Raw genomic sequence first — 19,915 nt, 5'->3', positions numbered from 1 at the left:
CGACTCTCCCTCATCCGCCCCTAGAGAAATTATAATCCCAGACTCCTATAAAGCCAAGCATTTTTCTTTTAAGCCCCCATTAAGGCCCCCCAGTAAAATCACACCAGACATGATACTGAATCCCCCTCACCCTCGATCATACATACAGGGCATGAAACATTATCCTCCCTACGCAAAGAACCCTCGGTTAGGCGAATACTCCTTTTCAATTATCCGGCACATTTCCTCAGGCTCTTCTGCACAGTCCCTGGAAATCCACAGCTTCAGCACCGCCTTCAGCCCCTCACAGAAAAAAGTCTGATGATAATTCAGTTCTTCCTTCGAACTGAAATCCATCTCTTTTAATAAGTGTACAAGCTGCTCCTCCATCTTCGTGGGAATCACCTGAAAGGAAAGCCGCTGCTGGCTGTAGCTTTCCAGATAGCTGCGGAAAAATTCCCTGTGCTCCCTGATAAATTGAAAAAGCTGAAGGAATCCCTCCGGCAGCCAGACCTTATCATCCACAATAAAAAAATCCATGAGCTGGACATACATCTCCTCCACCATATTCTGCATCAGATCATAAACATCATCAAAATGCCCGTAAAAGGTAGTCCTGTGGATATCTGCGCGGCGGCAGATTTCACTGACCGTAATCTCACCTATTTTCTTTTCCCTGAGAAGCTCCAGAAACACTCCTTTTATTTTCTGCCTTGTCTGTACAAACCGCTGGTTTCCTTTGGTATTCACACAAACACCCCTTTTTATTATTTCTACATCCGTAGATATATTGACGGTTGTTCTTTGCTCCTACATTCATTATACTGAAATCATATTAAATCTACAAGTGATGTTTTAAAGGAGGAATTTTGTTATGGAAAAGAACCGGAAAATGCTGGAAGAGGCATCCTTCGGAAAGCTGCTGCTGAATCTGTGCCTGCCCACCATACTGATCATGCTTGTCATGGTGGTTTATAACATGGCGGACACTTTCTTTATCGGACAGACTGGCGATCCCGTTAAAATAGCGGCCATTTCCCTGTGCGCCCCGCTGTTCTCCATCCTTTCGGGCCTGGGCACTCTTTTGGGCAGCGGCGGCTGTACTGCCGTTTCCCTTGCTCTTGGGAAACAGGAAAACAGCCGGATCAAAGCCTATACCAGTCTCTGCTGTTACGGTTCCCTGGTTATTGGGTTCCTGTTCCTGACGTTTGTCCTGATTTTTCTTACGCCCATATCCCTGGCCCTGGGCGCTGATTCGGCTACCCTTTCCCACACCTGCGGCTATCTGCGCATTATCGCCCTGGGCGCGCCTGTCATTCTTTTTAATAATGTATTTGCCAATATCATCCGGGCGGACGGGGCGGCAAAGGAATCCATGATCGCCAACGGGCTCGGCACCCTTTCCAATATCGCTCTGGATGCTCTGTTTATTTTTGTTTTTTCCTGGGATGTGGCAGGCGCCGCCCTGGCAACGGTTCTCGGGAACGCCATAAGCTGCTGCTATCTGCTCTTCTATATTCTGAAAAAACAGCCCGCCTTTTCCCTGCACCTCCGTTATTTTTCCCTGAAAAAGGAAATCCTGCTGCCGGTTTTGTCACTGGGCCTCCCCCTTGCCTGCAGCACGCTGCTGATGAGCATATCCTCCATGATTTCCAACCGGATGATGATAGGCTACGGCGCAGCCGCGCTGGCAGCCCAGGGAGTGGCAGGGAAAATCGGCATGCTTCTTTCCATGCTCGCCATGGGAATCTGTATGGGAATGCAGCCCGCTATCTCCTTTAACTGCGGACGCGGCAGCCGGGAAAGGATGAACCTCATTATCCGCAATACAGGAATTTTTACAGCCGTAATGGGAACCGTCCTGACTCTCATATGCTTCTATGCCAGAAACCATATCATCGCCGTCTTCATTAACAACAGACAGGTGATTTCCTATGGACAGGTCATGGTGATCGCCTCCATCATCACAGGGCCTTTTTACGGGATATACCAGCTGTGCCAGACCTTTTTACAGTCCACGGGAAAAGCCTCCTATGCAACCCTTGTGGCCCTGCTGGACAAAGGTCTGTTCTACCTGCCGGTGCTGCTGCTTATGGAACACTTCTTCGGACTGTACGGTATTGCCTTTGCCGGCGCGGCAACACTGGTATTCTCCCTCACAGCCGGTATTTTTTTCAGCCTCCGCTGGAACCGGAGTATGCAGCCGGCAGTATGTTGTTTCCCGGATGAAGCTGCCGAAAATGGCTCCTTAACATGAAAAAGCTCTTTCCATTGACCCTGCTTTCGCTGCATGCTAAACTCCTCTTAAAGGGCTGTTTACCGGCCTTTTCAACTGAAAGTTACGGGAGGGATGCCATTTAGGCATCAATTTTAAGAACCATGGAAAAATATACGATAGAACGGATCATAAACATCATTCACTGTGAAATACGCCTGGCTGATGATACCGGGCATCTGCTGGAACGATTCGGAAATCTTCCGGAAAACGAGGATCCTTTCTGTACGGATCCTTCTTTTCTCCGCGCATGTTTAGACAGGGAAGCGCTTCCCCTGCCGGATATTTTCTGTGAAAATACCTATATCTATTATGCCAGGCTGAGCCTTCCCGACAGGACGAGCCTGCTGGCCGGTCCTGTCCGCATCATCCGTGAATCACATGATATGGCTTCCCAAATGGCTGCCGCACACGGGATTCAGGTATCGCCGCTGAAGCTGCCCTTCTGTGAGGAGAATACCTTTCTGAACGGAATCCTTCTCCTGTATCATTCCGTAACGGGCAGGGAAATCAGCATGACGGAATTATGCAGCTATCACGGCTTTCCCGCAGATGAGCTTGACCTGGCAAGGAAAGAGCTCAACAGCCTTGTTTTTTCCACCCGGGAATCTGAAATTCCGCATAATCCTTACAGCCACGAGGCAAGAAAATTAAAGAGCATAGAGGACGGCAGCCCGGAACAGCTGAAAAAATGTCAGGAAGAGGTCTGGGTGGGCAGGCTGGGAAGGGTGGCCGACACGCCTTTGAGGCAGGAGAAAAACATCGCCATCATCGTGATTGTCTTAGCCTCCAGAGCCGCGATCCGCGGAGGGCTGCTGCCGGAACTGGCCTTTTCCATGGCCGACAGCTTCATTATCCGTACGGAACGGATGAACGACATCCTGCAGATCCGCTCCGCCGCCCGCCGGTTCGAGGAAGAGTTTGCCGAAAGTGTCCAGGCACTGCAAAAATCCAACAGCAAAAATAAATATGTGGATCTGGCAAAGGAATATGTCTACCGGCATCTCCATTCCAGCATCGGTATAGAGGAAATCAGCCGTTATGTGGGTTTGCATAAGGACTATCTTTCCCAGCTGTTCAGCCGCTGCGAGGGTATCACCCTGCAGCATTACATACGGAGGGAAAAAGTACGCCAGGCAGAATATATGCTGAAATATTCCGATGCTAAAATGGATGAAATCGCAAACCAGCTGGCCTTCTGCTCCCAAAGCCATTTCAGCCATTGTTTTAAAGAAGAAACCGGACAGACACCCAGTCAGTACAGAAATCAATTTTCCGGGATCTGAGATATACGACAAAAATACCATATTTGTTATATACTATTTTCTTCGTCCGTGCTATTTATTAAGATAGACATGTATTATGTTTCAGTGGTACCCCTTTAAACAAGATACCGCAAACGGCAAAAGGAGGATGATACGAATATGGCAATATCCATTCAGGTAAATGAAAAAAGAATAAAGGGCCGGAGAAGCCCCATGCTTTACGGCCATTTCATCGAGCATTTTCACAGACAGATTTATAACGGAATATACGATCCGCAGAACCCTTTATCCGATGAAGACGGACTGCGCGGCGACATTTTATCAGCCATGCGGCAGATAAAGGTGCCTGTTCTGCGCTGGCCGGGCGGCTGTTTTGTATCCTCCTACCACTGGAAGGACGGAGTCGGGAAAAAACGTCAGCCCTTCTTTGACAAGGCATGGCGCGTGGAGGATCCCAACACCTTCGGCACGGATGAATACATCAAAATGTGCAGGAAAATTGGCTGTGAGCCTTATATCTGCACCAATGCCGGGACAGGAAGCGCGGAAGAAATGAGCGACTGGGTGGAATACTGCAACCTGGAATCCGAAGGGAAATACGCCAAATGGCGCATCGAAAACGGCAGTCCCCTGCCTTACGAGGTAAAATACTGGAGTATCGGGAACGAGAACTACGGCTTCTGGGAAATCGGCGCCAAATCTGCCGACGAATGGGGAAGGCTTGTAAAGGAATCCGCCAAGATGATGAAGCATGTGGATCCCCGGGCCGAATTATCCGCTGCCGCCCTCTCCGATTTGGACTGGAATATGAATCTGCTGAAAAACTGCGGACAGTTCCTGGACTGGATATCCATTCACGAATACTGGGATATGATGGCGGAAAAAAATGAGCCGGCCACCTACGAGCAATGTATGGCCTATACCGACCATATCGATCATTCCATGGACGAGGTGAGAGGCATGCTGGCCGCCATGAAGCTGGATAAAAAAATCCGCATCGCCTTTGATGAATGGAACTTAAGAAGCTGGCACCACCCCAATGTACATACCGTCCGGCAGGGCACCGGAAAAGAGGACTATATCACTCCCAGGGACAAAAACGATGACAACAGCATGTATACCATGGCAGACGCCGTATTCACAGCCTGCTTCTTAAGCGCCATGAACCGGAACTGCGATATCGTGGGGATGGCCAACTTCGCGCCCATACTGAATACCAGAGGATGCATTTACAGCTATCCGGAGGGCATTGTCCTTCGCAGCACCTATCATGTGTTTGATTTATATGTAAATTACCTGGGCGATACTGTTGTGGATCTGTGGACGCCTGATTCTGTCCCCTGTATGCATGTCACCGGCAAAAACGGGCAGGAAACTGACGTGGAAACCCTGGATTTGCTCGCCACCACCTGGTCGGACCGCGCGGGAACCGCCCTTGCGGCCGTCAACAAACATCCTTCCGACAGTGCAGATATCCGTCTGTCCACAGCTTTCGAAGGTATGAACGTTGTGATTTACCGGCTGAACGGAAGCAGCCCGGATTCCTATAATGATGTGGACAGGACTGAGGTTTCCATCCGCAAGGAAGAACTTGGCATGTTCCGTGAGAATATGGAAATCTCTGTGGAACCGCATTCTGTAAATGTGATACAGCTGGTGCCTTAACGGCTTTATCACAATTTCCTTTTCCCAGCAAAAGCTGACAATGGCCGGGGCTTTCCTCTTACTGAGGATGCCCCGGCCATTGCTCTTTAAAGCTGCAGCGCCGAAAACGCGCAGCTTATTTCCCCAGGATAAAATGTACCACACCGCAGTCATACTGAGCCCAGATACCATGTCTCGCTTCATCCCCGGAACGCACCCTGTCCGTCACAAATTTCCCCTCTTCGAAATGTCCTTCCTCCAGACACAGGAATTCCATGCTGTGCGCCAGATGCTGCCCGTTCATCCAGCTGACAGGGATGGAACCGTCTTCCGGCTCTTCTCCGGTAAAAAACAGCCTCACCTTATGTCCCACCAGATAAAATTCGTCCTCGCTCATCCGGAACAGCAGCCCTCTTGCCGTTTCCTCGTTAAGGCTTACAGGCACCCGGAACGCATCCCCGCCGCTTTCTTTACCATGATGATAGTCGAACGGAACCCAGCCGGCATAGTCCGCGCCCACCCCCGCATAGGAAATCCGGCACCTGCGCCGTCCGATTTCCATAAACGCGGAGTCCTGCCCCATACTCTGGAAGAAGCTGTAACGCTCCTGTACGCCGCTTCCCGGCAGAAGCAACCCGGACGCCGCTGTGAGCATGGCGAAGGAATGCATGACAGGCTCCGCGGATTCCTTCAGCTTTCCATCCGAATCCAGACAGCTTTCTATACCGAAAACATGATAGCCTATGGCGTTATGCCTTCCCACGGCATCAAACATACAGGCCGCATTCACACTGGTCAGACCGGATTCCGGTACATAGAGCGGCCAGCCCTGCTCTTCCTTTTCATATATCCCATATGCTTTCCTGACCGCATCCGGATTCTGTTCGTAGATATCAGGGCAGACGGCGTCCAGATGGCCGCAGGCGCAATGCCATAACGGAAGGCACTTGGAAACTGCGCCGCCGCAGGGGTATTCCAGTCCGGCCAGGTTCCAGCCGTAATCACTGTTGCGATCCATCCATACATTGGTATACATGAAAATATCGTAGATTTCTTTCCCTCCGGCCGCTATTTCATCAATATACCTGGCTACGGCCCACGCCGAACACAATTCAGCCCCAAAGGAACCGAACATTTCCTTCCAGTTCCCCTGTTCCCTGCTGCCGTTTTTCACCCAGCTTTGATGGATGGCTCCGCAATCCGTCCGGGCAAGCTGTCTGATCTCTTCCGGCACCTGCGCCTCAAAGGCTTCGGTTCCCGCCTCGCTGAAATCACGCCTTGTGGGAGCATAGAAACCGGGCTCATTTTCCACCTGAACGGCAAGAATGGTTCCCTGTTTCCCATCATATTCTCTGAGAATCTCCATGAACGCACGGAACGCTTTGGCATCCTGCTCCAGATTCCTGCGGCTGTGGGGAGAAAGCACCGTTGTCTGCGTTCCGTCCTTACAAAGCACCCGGGGAAAACGTTCCCGATCCTTTTTAACCCAGGACGGTGTATATTCCATCTGCCCGTTTTTCCAGGTTCCGAACCAGAGCAGAGTCCCGTGCAGGCCGTGGCGGCGTATGTTATCTATCACCGTATGCACATAGCCGGCATTATAGGCCCCTTCCTCCGGCTCAAAGGCATCCCAGCAGATCGGCACCGCAATGGTATTGCCGCCGATTGCCTTAACGCTCTCAAAGGATCGTTCACTGTCCTCTTCATACTGCGGGTTCCCTTTTCTCCCGATGGGATAGGCAGAGGAATTATGTACCTGCCCTCCGATGGAAAAAAACGGCTTTCCCAAGACTGATAAATAGGAATGACGCATATGTTACCCTCCCTTAAACACTTCCGGCAGCCGGTTTTTTTACTCTTCCGCCGCCTTGATCCTGTCAAGCACATCCTGAATATCCTTCGCGATCAGGCTGTGCATGGTTTCCTTGTATTTCAGATAATTCAAATCAGATACCGCTTCTTTTACCGTTTCTCTTAATTCCGGCTTATACGCCACGATTTCCAACAGCGCCGCAAGGGCCTGTCTGACTGCAGTCGGCTTTTCATCCTTCAGAATGAGCAGCGCCTCGTCGATATTTTCATCGAGGATGTAATCCTTATCCCATCTGGCCTGCCTGCAGAAAAGCCGGATGCCGCGGACCCTGAGCACATATTTATCGCTCTTTATCATATCCGCGAATTCTGCGGTATGTCCATATAGCGCCCCTGTTTCATCCGATATCCTCTCCAGCTCCTGCAAAGCCTTGTATGCTGCCGAAGTATCCTTTTCTTTGAGGATGGATATAAGCTCTTCGATGTCTGATACTGTTATTCCGGCCGCGTTCTCCGAAGCCCCCTGTGTTACCGCTGTTTCCGGTTCGTTTTTGTCTTGAATCATTTTTCCTCCTTTTCCGGTTCTTTTTTGCTTCTTATTGTTATGATATAATAGGAATGTTGAAAATAAATCTCATGAAGAACATTGTTATAAAAGGAGGGGCTTATATGCTGTTATTAGGACGTACGCAAATGGTTGATACCTGCAGTTATGAAGAAAGTATACGGCGGCTGATGAAATGCGGCTTTGATGGGGTCGAGGCCGGGGTTTTCGACCGGGGCTTCCATGTAAGGGATGAATTTTTCTCCGACGGGTTCGGGCGGCGTATGAGGGATATTATGGCATCATGCGGGGTTAAGGGCTATTCGGTCAGCGCACATGTGGACTTTACGGAATGCGAAGAAAAGTTCCGCCTTGTTTATGATGCCATTGCCGTCGCCGGGGAAATGGAAGCTCCGCTTCTAATTATTAATGGGGCCATAAAAAAAGAAACAGAAACTTTTGAAAAGCAGTGGGAACGGCAAATCAGGGACTTAGGCAGACTCTGCCGGCGGGCGCAGGAAATGGGGATTCTGCTTGCGCTGGAATTCGAGCCCGGCTTCGTTATCGACTCCACGGATTTGATGCTCCGGGCCTTTTCGGAAGTCGGATCCCCTATTTTAAAGGCCAATCTGGATATCGGGCATGTGTTTCTGTGCGATCCGGATCCGATGGATGCCATTGCACGCTGTAAGGGTCTGATCGCCCATGCGCACCTGGAAAATATGAAAACAGGGGTCCATAATCATCTCGTTCCTTATGAGGGGGATATGGATTTACCCGCCTATATCTCCGCCCTGCGGGATGCCGGTTTTGACGGTATGGCATCTTTTGATGCTTATCAGTACGATTATGAGGCGGTGGCTGAAAAGACAATTGCCTATTTTAAAGGTATTTTCTGATTGTCTTCGCCCGCTTTTATTCCTTCTGAAGATATTTTTTTATATATGTCACATCGGAAAGAAGCATGCCTGTGCCCTCTGTCTTACTGCGCGCTTTTTTATAGTCCGTCTCTGAGACGATCCAGCCTGCAAATCCGTTTTTCTGCATTTCCTCCAGGACACGGCCGATGCCTCCAAAGCAGTTGTTTTCCGAAAGGATCTGGGGATACCCATTGGCAGGATTGGAATTTTTCAGGTGGGCATGTCGGAATTTATCCGCAAACCTGCTGTAGATATAGGCCGGATCCATTTCTTTGAGGGACAGGTTTTCGTTGTCAAAGAGCATGTAAAAGGCAGGAGAATCCACCTTTTCCAGGATATATTCATATTCCGGAACGGACAAAACCGCTTCATGGCCAATTTCCACCTGATACTGCATTCCCAGCTCACAGGCATACTGCAGGCACACAATGGTCTGCTCCAGTTCTTCCTTATTCTGTATTTCTCCGTCCACAAAGCTGGGAAGGTGCATGGCTGCGGCTCCCATCCGGGATGCTGCGGCCGCGGCTGTCCGCAGAATATTTTTAACTTCCTCCCATTTTTCTTTCCGGTTCATGCCGACCTCACAGAGGGTGTTTACCCCGAGGATGGAAAGGGCGATACCGTATTTTTCGGAAAGCTCCGACCAGGTCCGGCACCATCTGCGCATACCGTCTTCGGTCCGGCAGGCATCATAGTCAAATCCGGGGCTGATTGTATCAAGTCCCTGTTCTTTGGCCCATCTGAATAATTCTTCCCCTTCGAAGGGGATCGTCCACGATGAAACTCCTATTCCTTTCAATTTATGTCCTCCTTCCGTATTTCCTCAAGCAATTTGGCGCACGCCAGCGTGAGCTGATGGGAGACGGTCTCCACTTCCCTGTCTCCCCGTAAAAAGGCATCCCGGAAAGCTTCTATTTCATAGACAAAGCCGTTTTCCTGAGAGTCAGTCACCGTTTCCAGCAGTTCCTCCCCGGCATTGTATAATTTTGCTTCGTGGCAGTTCCAGAACTGGGGCAGGTGAATCATGCCGGCATCCCCGTATAAATGGGCGGAATCCTCCGATTTGCCCTGTATGCCGAACATACAGTTTGCCACCGTTTTGTCAGGGAAACCCAGGAGCGCCGCCCCCATCTCATCCACACCGGTCTCTCCCACATACACCTTTGACCGGCAGGAATCGGGCAGCTGTCCTGTCATGCTCAGGGAAAAGGCAAGGCAGTAAATTCCCACATCGAAAGCCGCTCCGCCGCCGTGAGGTGCGGAAAAAAGACGGCTTTCCGGATCCGCAGGAGCATAAAAGGAAAAGCTGCTGTCCAGATATTTGAGCCTTCCAATCCGTCCCTCCTTCACCCAGTTACGCACCGCGCAGACACAGGGAAGGAAAAGTGTCCACATACCTTCCATTAAAAGAAGGCCTTTTTCTTCTGCCAGACGGATCAGCTCTTCCGTCTGGGACACAGTAACGCAGAAAGGCTTTTCACATAAAACGGCTTTTCCGGCTTCCAGGCATTTCCTGGCGGTTTCATAGTGCAGGGAATTGATGACGGAAATATAGACGGCGTCTATCTCCGGAAGAGCAAGCAGTTCCTCATAGCTTCCGCACACTTTTTCCACCTTGAATTCCGCTGCGAATGCTTCCGCCCTCTCCCTGCTGCCGGACGCCACCGCCAGCAGCTTTACGCCTTCCGTCCGGCGGCATGCATCCGCAAATTTCCTGGCAATCGATCCGGGTCCCAATAATCCAAAATTCATACTTTTTTCCTTCTTTCTTTGCCAAAACAATAGCAATATATGGTGTATTCCTTAAGTTACAAACTGCTACTATGATAATACCACAGAATAGAAGGGAGAACCAATATTGTACAAAAAATATCTTTTCCTCTAAATACGGCAGCGCAATACACTGCATCCTCCAAACTTTACAAAAACCATGTCAAACCTGACATTTGCCGGGGCGAAATCCCCGGCCTTTTTCTGTAGACTGATATACAGGAAACAAGATATCATACACTGCATTACAGAAAAGGAGAACAGCCATGCTGCAGGTACAACATTTAACCAAAAGCTATAAGACAGGGACACAGCTTTATCCGGTATTAAAGGATATTTCATTTGAGGTGAAGAAGGGAGAATTCGTGGCGGTTATGGGACCGTCCGGGAGCGGCAAAACCACTCTGCTTAACTGTATATCCTGCTTCATCCCTCATGATGAAGGGAAAATCCTTCTGGGCGACCAGGATATCTCCGGCCTGAAGGAGGATGAACTTGCCAGGGTGAGGAATGAAAAGCTGGGCTTCGTTTTTCAGGATTTCATGCTGCTGGACGGACTCACTGTTTTTGAAAATATCTGCCTGCCCCAGATCATCGCAGAAAAGCCGGCTGCCCAGATGGAAGCAAAGGCCGGAAACTTCTGTCACATATTCGGAATCGATAAAATTATGGACAAATACCCTGCCATGATTTCCGGCGGCGAGAAACAGCGGACCGCGGTGGCAAGAGCGCTGATGAACCAGCCCTATATGATATTGGCCGATGAGCCCACGGGAAACCTGGACAGCAAGTCCTGCCGGGCGGTCATCGACTCTTTTCTGCAGGCAAAAAAGGAACTGGAAGCCACCGTATTCATGGTTACCCATGACACCTTTGCCGCTTCCTTCTGTGACAGGGTCATTGTGCTTAAAGACGGATGCATCTATCGGGAACTGATCCGCAGCCAGACAAGGCGTGAATTCATGGACGTGCTGCTCGATACGATCCGGGAACTGGGGGAAGACGATGACAATGAATAAGATTATGGCAAAGCTGCGCAAAAACAGCAAAGGACAGTATACACTCCTGGGTGTCTGTATTTTCCTGTCCGTACTCATGGTGTCCGCCTTTGCGTTTTTATACTTTTCTCCCACGGTACAGGAACTCCTGCCAACCGGCGGAGATACAAGAAAACTGTCATGGCTGCTCTTTTTTGTAACAGCGGCAGGCTGTACCATCTTCACTATATACGGCGCGGATCTGTTTTTCAAAAATAAGAGCAGGGAATTCGGTGTGTTCCTCGCCCTTGGCGAACAGAAACGGAAACTGGAGGTGCAGCTGTTCAGGGAAGTTGCCCTGATCCTCCTGAAATATGTGTTTCTCGGAATCCTGGCTGCCATACCCGTTTCCTGGCTGATCTGGAAAGCATTTTCCAAAATGCTGATCGGCGCGGATCAGATGCGTTACCGTTTCACCCCGCTGGGGATCGCTGCCGGGCTTCTTTTCACGGCCTTTCTGATATTGTGTATCGGAGCAGCCGGGATCCGCTTTGTGAAACGCACCAATATCATGGATATCCTCAATTACCGGCGTAAGACGGAAATGGTGAAGGAAATCAAGCCCTGGACAGGGAAATTGGGACTGCTTCTTATTATAATCGGACTTTTACTGGCTATGGCGGTTCCTCAGCTGTCCGCCCACCTCTTCCTGCAGCTGATGCCCCCTGTCTGGAATCTTACCTGGCTGATTTCCCTGGCAGGCCTGTACCTTTTTCTTCTGAGCGCAGTGGCCCATTCCGGTATCGGGAAGAAAAGGGAAACCTATTATAAAAATATTATTTCCACTAACCTCATGCGTTTTACAGCCAGGCAGACTACCAGAAATATGTGTGTTATTGCCCTTTTGATCTTCGTCATCCTGATTTCCGCCTTTTGGGGGATCATGTACTATGTTTCCGCATTTATCAACGGGGATAATGCGCCGGTGGACTACTCTCTGCATTATCCTGCTGCCGAATCACAGCTGACCAAAGCTGAAATCGAGGGGCTTGCCGATGAATATGGGGTGGATATTACCTTTTATGAGGAGGCAAAGGCTCTGGAACTCATCATCCGTCATGTCAGCAGGGATTATGATGATAACGGGAAATATTTTGATATAGAAACGGAAAAACTGGCTTCTTTTGTTTCCGCTTCTGATTTCACGCGTATTTCCGGTATCTCTGTGACACTTTCTTCCGGGGAATACCGGACAGTTGTCGGCAGCAATTATCAGCGTACCATCTGGGTAGGTCCTGATTGTCTGCAGGCTGTCACCAATCCGGTTACCGGCGACTCCTTCAGCCCGGCATTTCAGGGAACGACTGCATTTGAAAACCTGGCCCTCATGAGCGATCCCTTCGTCTTCATCATTTCCGATGAGGATTACCTGAGGCTCAGCGCCGGCCTGGATGAAGCCTGGATGGAAAATATGGTATTCTTTAATGTGAAAGATGTCTATTCCACCTACGCCTTTGCCCATGCCCTGCAGGATGCGTTTATCGGACGTGCGACAGTTCTTTCCGATCATCTTAGTTTATATGATGCCCATGAGGAAAAGCTGGCTGCAGAGGCAGGAAAAAGCTACAGCTATTCCGGTACCTGCGGTTTGTTTGATGAATCCGGTTTTCAGACGGGTTCATGGAAATATGCCCCTTTTATTAAGGTTTTAACCAAACAGGACGCCATGCAGCTGGTAGCTGTCTTTGTACTGCTTTCCATATATATATCTATTCTGTCCCTGACTGCCTGCTCGGTCATGAGCTATGTACGAAGCCTGACCGTCGCCCTGGATAATAAAAACATGTTTGCGGATCTTCGCAGGCTGGGCGCCGCAAAAGCCTACACGGAGCGGGTTCTCAGGATACAGCTTAAGAAAATATATCTTTTCCCCACAGCCGCCGGCTGTATTATCGGAATTCTGTTTGCCGCGCTGCTCACGTTTTTCAATGATATGAGGATAGATGTATTTGAATTAAATATGCTGGGAGTGGTGGGTATCCTGATTGTTGTGATATCGGCTGTCATGTATATTATGTACCGGGTATCCCTGAAAAAAGCAGAAGCGATTGCTGAAATATAGGTAAAAGAATGACAGCCCCGGCGCGGTTTACCGGGGCTGTTGTTTTGTAATTATGTAATTTTTGTTCTTCACATGGTGAAATTATCTTTTTTACCCTATAATAAAATGGCCTGCAATCCCGATCAGAGTCCCTAAAACTGCGGACATGACCACCATGGGCGGAACAGATTTTTTATCCTGTCCCGCCACCATGATGATCACAGGGAGGGCAAGGGCAAATCCGATGACTCCGCCCTTCAGCCACCAGGGCATCCCGAACAGTTCCGTGTTCAGGATGATGAATGGCAGGACGAAGTAGAAAACAAAGGCTGAAACAATGGAAAAACGATCCAGCTTCATTTTTATCATCGGCAGTACATCAATGGCACCCGCGATAACTCCGATCAGACAAGTCAGTAAAATTCCTTTCATAACAACTTTCTCCTTTTTCTGTGTTTTTTATTTAGACGCAGTAACGGACAGGTTGTGACAAACTTTTTTTCATGCTATAATAAGCCGACTTACTGATAGAGATAAGAGGTACATAAAATGGGAAAAACACAATTGGAAATATGCTTTGACAGCAATAAACTCATTCTTACGGAAGGCGCCGTAGGGCAAAGAATAGAACATGAATTTTCACTTAAGCCTGATGCCGATATCATGTATGCTTCTCTGATTTATTCCGCCGAAGGGCGCGATGCTTTGGCGGCAATCTATCGGAGCTATCTGCAGGCAGCAGAGGATTACAGGCTTCCCATCCTGCTCATGACAAATACGAGGCGGGCCAATAAGGACAGGGTTCTGCGCTCTGAATACCGGGATAAAAATATGATGCGTGATTATGCCTGTTTTCTTCGTGAACTGGCATCTGACTATACGTGTCCTGTTTTTATCGGCGGAATGATGGGATGCAAAGGGGATGCGTACAGCGGCTCAGAGGGGTTAAGCACCGATGAAGCGATAGAATATCATTCCTGGCAGAGGAATATGTTTGACGCGGACAGTATTGATTTTCTCTTTGCCGGTATCATGCCTGCATTGCCGGAAGCTCTCGGTATGGCTGAAGTCATGGAGGAATCAAAGCTTCCGTATATTATCAGCCTTATGATTAACGAACGTGGCACACTGCTTGACGGGAATACAATTCATGAGGCTATTTCTGTGATTGATACGCATACTAAGACAAAACCGCTGTGCTATATGACAAACTGTGTACATCCGGCCATTCTCAGAAGCGCGCTGTCACAGCCGGAAAACAGGACGGAGGCAGTGAGGGCGCGCTTCTGCGGCATACAGGCTAATGCGGCATGTCTTTCTTTGCAGGAGCTTGATAACAGCTGTGCTTTAAAGACTTCTGATGCGAAAGAACTGGCAGAGGAATTTCGGCTGCTGCACAGGGATTTTCCTTTGAAAATTTATGGAGGGTGCTGCGGTACGGATGAATCACATATTCGTGAAATGATTAAAGTTCTTCAATAACGAGGGGTTAAATCCAGCTTTCCTTGTTCTCCCTCACGAACTCCTGAAACGAACGGGCCTTCCTTCCCGTAATCTTCTCAAAATCATCCGTAACCGTTTTGGCCATACCCATCCGGGTCAGCCGGTAAAGCATATTCATGACTTTGCTGTATTCCTCCTCCAGCCCGCGGATATGTGTCCAGTAATACAGGGCTTTTCCCGGGGAAACCTCTGTATAGGTGATTTTCCGTCCCAACTCCTGCGAAAGGATTTCTGCCGCTTTATAGTAATCGATAGCCTCCGGCCCTGTGATCTCATAGGCCTTTTCCTCATGTCCTTCGGGCCGTGAAAGAACCATGCCGGAAATATCACCGATATCCCTGGCGTCAATAAATCCGGTCAGGGACTTTCCCGCCGGGACTACGATACGGTCAAAATATTTGATTTCAAAAGCATGTACGCCGCTCAGGTTCTGCATAAAAAAACCGGGCCGCATAAAACAATAGGGCAGGCTTGTATGAATCATATATTTTTCTATCTTATGGTGAGGGGGCATGGGATTTTTCTCCGCTCCCTGCAAAGACAGAAATACCACAAGGCGGATATCTCCTTTTTTCTTTACTGCGTCAAGAAACGGATACAATTCTTCCGGATTTCCCATTTGAGGGGGCCTCATGAGAAAGACGCGGTCGGTTTCCTTCAGAGCGCCGTCAAAGGTCTCAGGACGCTGAAAGTCAAATTCACAGTATTCCGCCGCATTGCCAAACAGCTTTGTGACCTTATCCTTACTTTTGCTTGCGGCTTTCACTTCTTCCCCTGCCCCCAGCAGGTATTCCGCTGTGTATCTTCCCACATTTCCGGTGGCTCCCGTAATCAGTATTTTACCCATTTTTTCTGTCCTCCTCCTTTTGAATAACGGCATTTGCCTGTGCGAGCAGACGAATCATATCTTCAAAAGCTTCCTCCCCCATGGATTCCTGCAGGATAGTCATTGTATACAAATAGTCGCCGTATGTCTCGGTGACTAAATCCACTGCCTTCTGTTCCGGGATAAGAAGGAAGCTCCGTCTGTCATGGGACTGGGGTTCCTTTCTCAAATAGCCCTTTGCCGTCAGCGTCTTGACCATTGCCGTGATCACGGGTTTGCTTACCCGGAAAAACTGGGCTGCTTCCACGGATGAGATGCGTTCTTTCGATGTGACCAGAAGAATCAGAAGCCCCATCTCACTGGAACGGATCGGCAGTTCTTTTTTTACCCGCTGGTTAAGGCGGCAGAACAGGGAAACAGTCTCTGCCGCTTCGATTTTGATATCCTTCAAAATAGTTCCTCCTGAATAGTTAGCCTGATTAACTATCATTATAGTTAATCAGGCTAACTATGTCAATTATTTAATTGTAGCTCTCGTTTTCTTTGATATCTCCAAAATATCCTTCTGTCTGGATGGAATGTACCGGGCGGATTCCGGACTTGCACCGGTTAGAAACGTGCGCCGCCGGGCGCACGAATGACAGCCCCGGCGCGATTGCCGTGGCTGCTGCTTTGTAATAAATCCAATAGCCCCGTGCCACCAGGGTATCCTGAACAGTTCCATGTTCAGGATGATAAACGGCATAATAAGCAGGAAACAAAGGCTAACATAATTGAAAAACTGTCCGGGTTCCTTTTTGCCATCGCCAGTTTTTCCATACAAAGATGCTATTCCACGCACCATTAACCTGTGATAGAATACAATTATCTATATCAAAGGAGGATGACTTAATGACACTCAATAAATGCCCCGAATGTGGCTGTAAACTCACACAGGAAATGATAGATGCCAATATGTGCTGGGAATGCGGCAAAATTTTAGACGAGTCTTTTTTAGACACAGAAACAATCCGTGAAATATCAGAACAGGCTGGTGATATTAACCCTTTTAGCAAAAAAGAAGTAAAGGAACACAAACTGACTACCGGTTTCAACTTTGAGAACAAATGTATTTCTGAATATCTGGGACTTGTCTCCGGAGAAACCGTACTTGGCACCGGTTTTATTTCCGACTTTAAAGCAAGTTTTTCCGATTTGTTTGGAATGGAATCAAAAGCATATTCCCAAAACTTAAAAGATGCCAAACAAGCAGCACTATACGATATGATTATGGATTCCATCAGCAAAGGAGGTAATGCTATCATTGGCATTTCATATAGTTATATCACCTTTTCCGGTAATATGATCGGAATATCCGTAAATGGAACATCCGTGAAAGTAGAATAAGTAATCCCTGATGAATACAATATAAATGTGCTTACATATGAGTAGAGCCCCGTTAATATCGGATGGATGAACGGTACTTCAGCCAGGAAACGCGAAGCCGACGATATCTTCTGCGGCTTCGCAGTCATTTGTGAATCCTGCCTCATTCCGAAGGCTGCGGCAGCATTTTCAGTACAAATTAAGTCTCAATAATGGACAATATTAAGTTATTATGAAATTTCAACCATTAATTGTTCAATTAACTCATAAACACTTGTAAAAGGATTCATCTCTCTTATATCAGCATACATAGTCAATCCTTGTTCTTTATACTTATGCTCAAGAAATTTGGCATTATCTATGGCCTTTTCAACATCTCCATTGAGGAGGATTTCGCGGATCTTTCCACGATGTCCTTTAGAATAGTTATTATGTAAATAGCCTGTAAGGCGTTGATAAATCTGCTTTTTTGTTAGTTTTTCGTCTAATTCTTCAAAATGCATTAGCAGCCATGTTTCAAAAAGATAATTTGTAATCAGCAACTTATAATCCTTCGCAGATGTTATTACAGCTTCAATATCCGGTGGGTCATCACAATCGAATGCCAAATATTTTCCATAATTACTATATTTACGTCCATTTTCCTCTTCCAGCATAAAATTATCTGCAAACTTCAGCACAGCCCGTGCATTGCCATTTGCTGTTTCTAATACTACTTTAACATCTGTATACTTATTTTTCTTTATAATTTCCGAAAAATAATCGAAATAATATTTTTCAGTCTTTCCCTCACAAAAGATAATAATGTGTCCTAAATTAACTTTTTTAATTTCAGAACGACGCTGTGAAGATAATACTGTTCTACCCATTGTGTTCACCACCTATAATTTCATCATAATTAAAAACCGGAATTGCTCCATATTTTCCTTGTAAATAATCCTTGCTAAAAGTCGCATCTTCGCGAACCTTTAAGTCAGAAAGCGCATATAGAACAGATTCACCACGCTCATTTTTATCAATAAATGCAATTTCATCCCGACGGAATTGATTGTAGTTTAACAATGAAATATCGTGTGTGGTAAAAATCAGCTGAGCTTGTTTATTATGACTGGAACCGAAAATATCAACAATCAGTTTTGATAAAAGAGGATGCAGTCTTGCCGACATTTCATCTACGATAAATACTCCGCCCTTAGAAATCATCTCCACAATATTTTGAATATAAGAGAGAAACCGTAAGGTCCCAGTTGATTCCTGTTGCAATTCAAATAGTTTTTCTCCAACTGCATTACCATCATCATCATATACGTCATGAACGGTTCGAACCACTTTCTTTTTCTTTTTTTTACCAGTATTTTCATCCAAAACAATTTCTGTACTGACATCAAGACGTTTTATACCCACATCAATTAATCGAAGATAATTTTCAACCTTTTGCCTAAAACTCTTACTATGAATTAATTTTTCTGAAAGCATAACTGAACCTGCCAGCCTTTTTACTGTTGACTCAAAAAGTATTTCTGAAAACACATCATATTCTTCAACAAAAAAGCTTATAAAATCTCCCAAAACAGCTTCCTTTTCTTCATTATCCAGAAAATATTCCAAAACCGCTATATAGAGTCTTTCTGCCGGCAATTTTTTATATGCATTCAACATTTTTTGATATTTACTGCCGAAAGAAAGGACTAATCCTTTTCGTTCGAAAACCTTTTTTTCATCAATATAAAGCCATTCATTTAAAACTTCTTTTGAAGTACACTCAAATCCATATTGTATTTGTTTTCCATTTCGAATAAATATAATATCAAATTCAGAAGCTTCTTTTTCATTATTTGAAAGTAAAAAAGGCTCCAACTTTATTTTAATCTGGTTTTCTATAGATTCAAAATCTTCATTTTCTATCTTATTAATAAATTGCGAGAATATATATTGTTCAAAAAAGAACATAGCAGAAATGAAATTTGACTTACCAGATGCATTTGCACCATATAAAACTGTGGTTTTCAGCAAGTTTATTTTATTATCAGCCTCAATAACATGGGAAGGATGCTGTACATACGATGTAGCCCTCATATCTAAAATTGCTTCCTCTTTAAATGAAGTGTAATTTTTCACTTTAAACATTAATAACATATGAATTACCTCCTGTATAATCTGCTTTTATTATAAATAATATCTCTTTCCTAATGCAATGACAAATTACGGAAATTTCAAACTTTGCACCATTATATCACAAATTAATTTTTAAAAAAAGCGTAAAATGTCGATTATTTCGTTTTGTAAATATATTTTAAGCTTAAGCCCTTTCCGGAGATATGGAAAATGCAGGAACTTTGACGGCTCCTGCATTTCCATATACTGTACTTTAATTCTGTTCCGGATAATCGCTTATTATAAATAGCGTTCCAGCTTCGTGCAGAGCTGCTCTTCTATATCTGTCAGTTCCTTACAGAGCCTTTTTGCGGAAGAATCCGCCTGTTCGTATTCATTCAAATATTTATTGAGTGATTTTATCCCCATATTACAGCCGTCTGTAATAAGATCCGCTACTGTGGCATCGCTGTTATCCATCCCCAGCTTCATATTTGTTTTTAACCATGACATCCCCTTTGCCATGGGGGACGGATCTTTTTCATCCGTATCACAGCGGTCCAGCAGAGAATGAATTTCGTTCCCCAGTTTCTCATGATGCTTTTTGCTTTCCTGAAGCAAATGCTTCATGTCAGAATCACAAACCTTCTCCAGAACCTCATCTATGGAAGTTACCGCCATCTTCGCGCCGGCGTCGCATTCCTGCAGAAGCTTCCGCGTATCTGAATTTTCCATTGCCGTTATACCTCTCTTTTTTCTTTAGTATTTCGGATATATGGAATATTATGTATGTTGTGTCAGATATTTTTTGATTCTGTTAGATACTTTCTCAGATATTCA

Annotated in this window: 20 protein-coding genes; 8 read left to right on the top strand and 12 right to left on the bottom strand. The window is 46.6% G+C overall.

Annotated features, from left to right (window positions below):
* Positions 1-168: 168 nt before the first annotated feature.
* Complete coding sequence (locus BLA28_RS25370; RefSeq protein ID WP_069156980.1) at positions 169-729, bottom strand: TetR/AcrR family transcriptional regulator; 561 nt, start codon at positions 727-729, stop codon at positions 169-171.
* 124 nt (positions 730-853) lie between these two features.
* On the opposite strand from BLA28_RS25370, the gene BLA28_RS25365 reads away from it, so the two are divergent.
* The 3 genes from BLA28_RS25365 to BLA28_RS25355 all read left to right on the top strand — a co-directional run bounded on the left by BLA28_RS25365 (position 854) and on the right by BLA28_RS25355 (position 5,184).
* Positions 854-2,236: an MATE family efflux transporter gene (locus tag BLA28_RS25365; RefSeq protein WP_069156979.1), complete on the top strand. Its 1,383-nt coding sequence runs from the start codon at positions 854-856 to the stop codon at positions 2,234-2,236.
* Positions 2,237-2,358: 122 nt separating this feature from the next.
* Positions 2,359-3,540: a helix-turn-helix domain-containing protein gene (locus BLA28_RS25360; protein WP_069156978.1), complete on the top strand. Its 1,182-nt coding sequence runs from the start codon at positions 2,359-2,361 to the stop codon at positions 3,538-3,540.
* A gap of 138 nt (positions 3,541-3,678) precedes the next feature.
* Positions 3,679-5,184 carry an alpha-L-arabinofuranosidase C-terminal domain-containing protein gene (locus BLA28_RS25355; protein WP_071699639.1) on the top strand — a complete coding sequence of 502 codons (1,506 nt, stop codon included), beginning with the start codon at positions 3,679-3,681 and terminating at the stop codon, positions 5,182-5,184.
* Positions 5,185-5,299: 115 nt separating this feature from the next.
* On the opposite strand, the gene BLA28_RS25350 is transcribed toward BLA28_RS25355, so the two are convergent.
* Positions 5,300-6,976 (bottom strand): DUF5597 domain-containing protein, encoded by a 1,677-nt coding sequence (locus tag BLA28_RS25350; protein ID WP_069156976.1) that lies wholly within the window; start codon positions 6,974-6,976, stop codon positions 5,300-5,302.
* 39 nt (positions 6,977-7,015) lie between these two features.
* Positions 7,016-7,540, bottom strand: a complete 525-nt coding sequence (locus tag BLA28_RS25345; RefSeq protein ID WP_081329940.1) for a hypothetical protein — start codon at positions 7,538-7,540, stop codon at positions 7,016-7,018.
* A gap of 104 nt (positions 7,541-7,644) precedes the next feature.
* Between BLA28_RS25345 and BLA28_RS25340 the strand changes: the two genes are divergently transcribed.
* The gene (locus BLA28_RS25340) at positions 7,645-8,418 is read left to right on the top strand and encodes a sugar phosphate isomerase/epimerase family protein (RefSeq protein ID WP_069156975.1); all 774 of its coding nucleotides are present in this window, start codon (positions 7,645-7,647) and stop codon (positions 8,416-8,418) included.
* Positions 8,419-8,434: 16 nt separating this feature from the next.
* On the opposite strand, the gene BLA28_RS25335 is transcribed toward BLA28_RS25340, so the two are convergent.
* Both BLA28_RS25335 and BLA28_RS25330 read right to left on the bottom strand, forming a co-directional pair.
* A complete protein-coding gene (locus BLA28_RS25335) occupies positions 8,435-9,238 on the bottom strand; it encodes a sugar phosphate isomerase/epimerase family protein (protein ID WP_071699638.1) in 804 nt (267 codons plus the stop codon).
* Positions 9,235-10,191 (bottom strand): Gfo/Idh/MocA family protein, encoded by a 957-nt coding sequence (locus BLA28_RS25330; protein ID WP_071699637.1) that lies wholly within the window; start codon positions 10,189-10,191, stop codon positions 9,235-9,237. The genes BLA28_RS25335 and BLA28_RS25330 overlap by 4 nt, the downstream gene beginning before the upstream one ends.
* Before the next feature lie 284 nt (positions 10,192-10,475).
* Here BLA28_RS25330 and BLA28_RS25325 point away from each other — a divergent pair, with 284 nt between their 5' ends.
* The gene (locus BLA28_RS25325) at positions 10,476-11,228 is read left to right on the top strand and encodes an ABC transporter ATP-binding protein (RefSeq protein WP_009253590.1); all 753 of its coding nucleotides are present in this window, start codon (positions 10,476-10,478) and stop codon (positions 11,226-11,228) included.
* Positions 11,221-13,308: an FtsX-like permease family protein gene (locus BLA28_RS25320; RefSeq protein WP_242955525.1), complete on the top strand. Its 2,088-nt coding sequence runs from the start codon at positions 11,221-11,223 to the stop codon at positions 13,306-13,308. Before BLA28_RS25325 ends, BLA28_RS25320 begins: the two co-directional genes overlap by 8 nt.
* 90 nt (positions 13,309-13,398) lie before the next feature.
* Here the strand turns inward: BLA28_RS25320 and BLA28_RS25315 are convergent, their stop codons facing one another.
* The gene (locus BLA28_RS25315; RefSeq protein WP_069156970.1) at positions 13,399-13,719 is read right to left on the bottom strand and encodes a hypothetical protein; all 321 of its coding nucleotides are present in this window, start codon (positions 13,717-13,719) and stop codon (positions 13,399-13,401) included.
* A gap of 117 nt (positions 13,720-13,836) precedes the next feature.
* Here BLA28_RS25315 and BLA28_RS25310 point away from each other — a divergent pair, with 117 nt between their 5' ends.
* A complete protein-coding gene (locus BLA28_RS25310; protein WP_069156969.1) occupies positions 13,837-14,769 on the top strand; it encodes a homocysteine S-methyltransferase family protein in 933 nt (310 codons plus the stop codon).
* Between the two features lie 7 nt (positions 14,770-14,776).
* Here BLA28_RS25310 and BLA28_RS25305 read toward each other — a convergent pair whose 3' ends face one another.
* The 3 genes from BLA28_RS25305 to BLA28_RS25295 all read right to left on the bottom strand — a co-directional run bounded on the left by BLA28_RS25305 (position 14,777) and on the right by BLA28_RS25295 (position 16,317).
* Positions 14,777-15,637 carry an SDR family oxidoreductase gene (locus BLA28_RS25305; protein WP_069156968.1) on the bottom strand — a complete coding sequence of 287 codons (861 nt, stop codon included), beginning with the start codon at positions 15,635-15,637 and terminating at the stop codon, positions 14,777-14,779.
* The gene (locus tag BLA28_RS25300) at positions 15,630-16,067 is read right to left on the bottom strand and encodes a MarR family winged helix-turn-helix transcriptional regulator (protein WP_159463964.1); all 438 of its coding nucleotides are present in this window, start codon (positions 16,065-16,067) and stop codon (positions 15,630-15,632) included. Before BLA28_RS25300 ends, BLA28_RS25305 begins: the two co-directional genes overlap by 8 nt.
* A gap of 70 nt (positions 16,068-16,137) precedes the next feature.
* Complete coding sequence (locus tag BLA28_RS25295; RefSeq protein ID WP_133305340.1) at positions 16,138-16,317, bottom strand: hypothetical protein; 180 nt, start codon at positions 16,315-16,317, stop codon at positions 16,138-16,140.
* Between the two features lie 190 nt (positions 16,318-16,507).
* On the opposite strand from BLA28_RS25295, the gene BLA28_RS33230 reads away from it, so the two are divergent.
* Positions 16,508-17,002: a YbjQ family protein gene (locus BLA28_RS33230; RefSeq protein ID WP_169897299.1), complete on the top strand. Its 495-nt coding sequence runs from the start codon at positions 16,508-16,510 to the stop codon at positions 17,000-17,002.
* A 209-nt stretch (positions 17,003-17,211) separates the two neighbouring features.
* On the opposite strand, the gene BLA28_RS25285 is transcribed toward BLA28_RS33230, so the two are convergent.
* The 3 genes from BLA28_RS25285 to BLA28_RS25275 all read right to left on the bottom strand — a co-directional run bounded on the left by BLA28_RS25285 (position 17,212) and on the right by BLA28_RS25275 (position 19,810).
* The gene (locus tag BLA28_RS25285) at positions 17,212-17,850 is read right to left on the bottom strand and encodes an RloB family protein (RefSeq protein ID WP_069156965.1); all 639 of its coding nucleotides are present in this window, start codon (positions 17,848-17,850) and stop codon (positions 17,212-17,214) included.
* Positions 17,843-19,117, bottom strand: a complete 1,275-nt coding sequence (locus tag BLA28_RS25280) for an AAA family ATPase (protein WP_069156964.1) — start codon at positions 19,115-19,117, stop codon at positions 17,843-17,845. Before BLA28_RS25280 ends, BLA28_RS25285 begins: the two co-directional genes overlap by 8 nt.
* Positions 19,118-19,375: 258 nt before the next feature.
* Positions 19,376-19,810, bottom strand: coding sequence for a hypothetical protein (locus BLA28_RS25275; RefSeq protein ID WP_009253596.1), 435 nt, complete (start codon positions 19,808-19,810; stop codon positions 19,376-19,378).
* Positions 19,811-19,915 lie beyond the last annotated feature (105 nt).

Origin of the sequence: Eisenbergiella tayi, assembly GCF_001881565.1 — a bacterium.
Lineage (GTDB): Bacteria > Bacillota > Clostridia > Lachnospirales > Lachnospiraceae > Eisenbergiella > Eisenbergiella tayi.
This window is presented reverse-complemented; position numbering and strand designations above follow the sequence as displayed.

Excerpts from the sequence above, each read along its gene's own strand:
- BLA28_RS33230 (WP_169897299.1), top strand. The coding sequence starts at position 16,508 with ATGACACTCAATAAATGCCCCGAATGTGGCTGTAAACTCACACAGGAA.
- BLA28_RS25330 (WP_071699637.1), bottom strand. The coding sequence starts at position 10,191 with ATGAATTTTGGATTATTGGGACCCGGATCGATTGCCAGGAAATTTGCG.
- BLA28_RS25360 (WP_069156978.1), top strand. The coding sequence starts at position 2,359 with ATGGAAAAATATACGATAGAACGGATCATAAACATCATTCACTGTGAA.
- BLA28_RS25320 (WP_242955525.1), top strand. The coding sequence starts at position 11,221 with ATGAATAAGATTATGGCAAAGCTGCGCAAAAACAGCAAAGGACAGTAT.
- BLA28_RS25350 (WP_069156976.1), bottom strand. The coding sequence starts at position 6,976 with ATGCGTCATTCCTATTTATCAGTCTTGGGAAAGCCGTTTTTTTCCATC.
- BLA28_RS25280 (WP_069156964.1), bottom strand. The coding sequence starts at position 19,117 with ATGTTATTAATGTTTAAAGTGAAAAATTACACTTCATTTAAAGAGGAA.
- BLA28_RS25345 (WP_081329940.1), bottom strand. The coding sequence starts at position 7,540 with ATGATTCAAGACAAAAACGAACCGGAAACAGCGGTAACACAGGGGGCT.
- BLA28_RS25310 (WP_069156969.1), top strand. The coding sequence starts at position 13,837 with ATGGGAAAAACACAATTGGAAATATGCTTTGACAGCAATAAACTCATT.
- BLA28_RS25325 (WP_009253590.1), top strand. The coding sequence starts at position 10,476 with ATGCTGCAGGTACAACATTTAACCAAAAGCTATAAGACAGGGACACAG.
- BLA28_RS25340 (WP_069156975.1), top strand. The coding sequence starts at position 7,645 with ATGCTGTTATTAGGACGTACGCAAATGGTTGATACCTGCAGTTATGAA.
- BLA28_RS25315 (WP_069156970.1), bottom strand. The coding sequence starts at position 13,719 with ATGAAAGGAATTTTACTGACTTGTCTGATCGGAGTTATCGCGGGTGCC.
- BLA28_RS25275 (WP_009253596.1), bottom strand. The coding sequence starts at position 19,810 with ATGGAAAATTCAGATACGCGGAAGCTTCTGCAGGAATGCGACGCCGGC.
- BLA28_RS25355 (WP_071699639.1), top strand. The coding sequence starts at position 3,679 with ATGGCAATATCCATTCAGGTAAATGAAAAAAGAATAAAGGGCCGGAGA.
- BLA28_RS25285 (WP_069156965.1), bottom strand. The coding sequence starts at position 17,850 with ATGGGTAGAACAGTATTATCTTCACAGCGTCGTTCTGAAATTAAAAAA.
- BLA28_RS25365 (WP_069156979.1), top strand. The coding sequence starts at position 854 with ATGGAAAAGAACCGGAAAATGCTGGAAGAGGCATCCTTCGGAAAGCTG.
- BLA28_RS25305 (WP_069156968.1), bottom strand. The coding sequence starts at position 15,637 with ATGGGTAAAATACTGATTACGGGAGCCACCGGAAATGTGGGAAGATAC.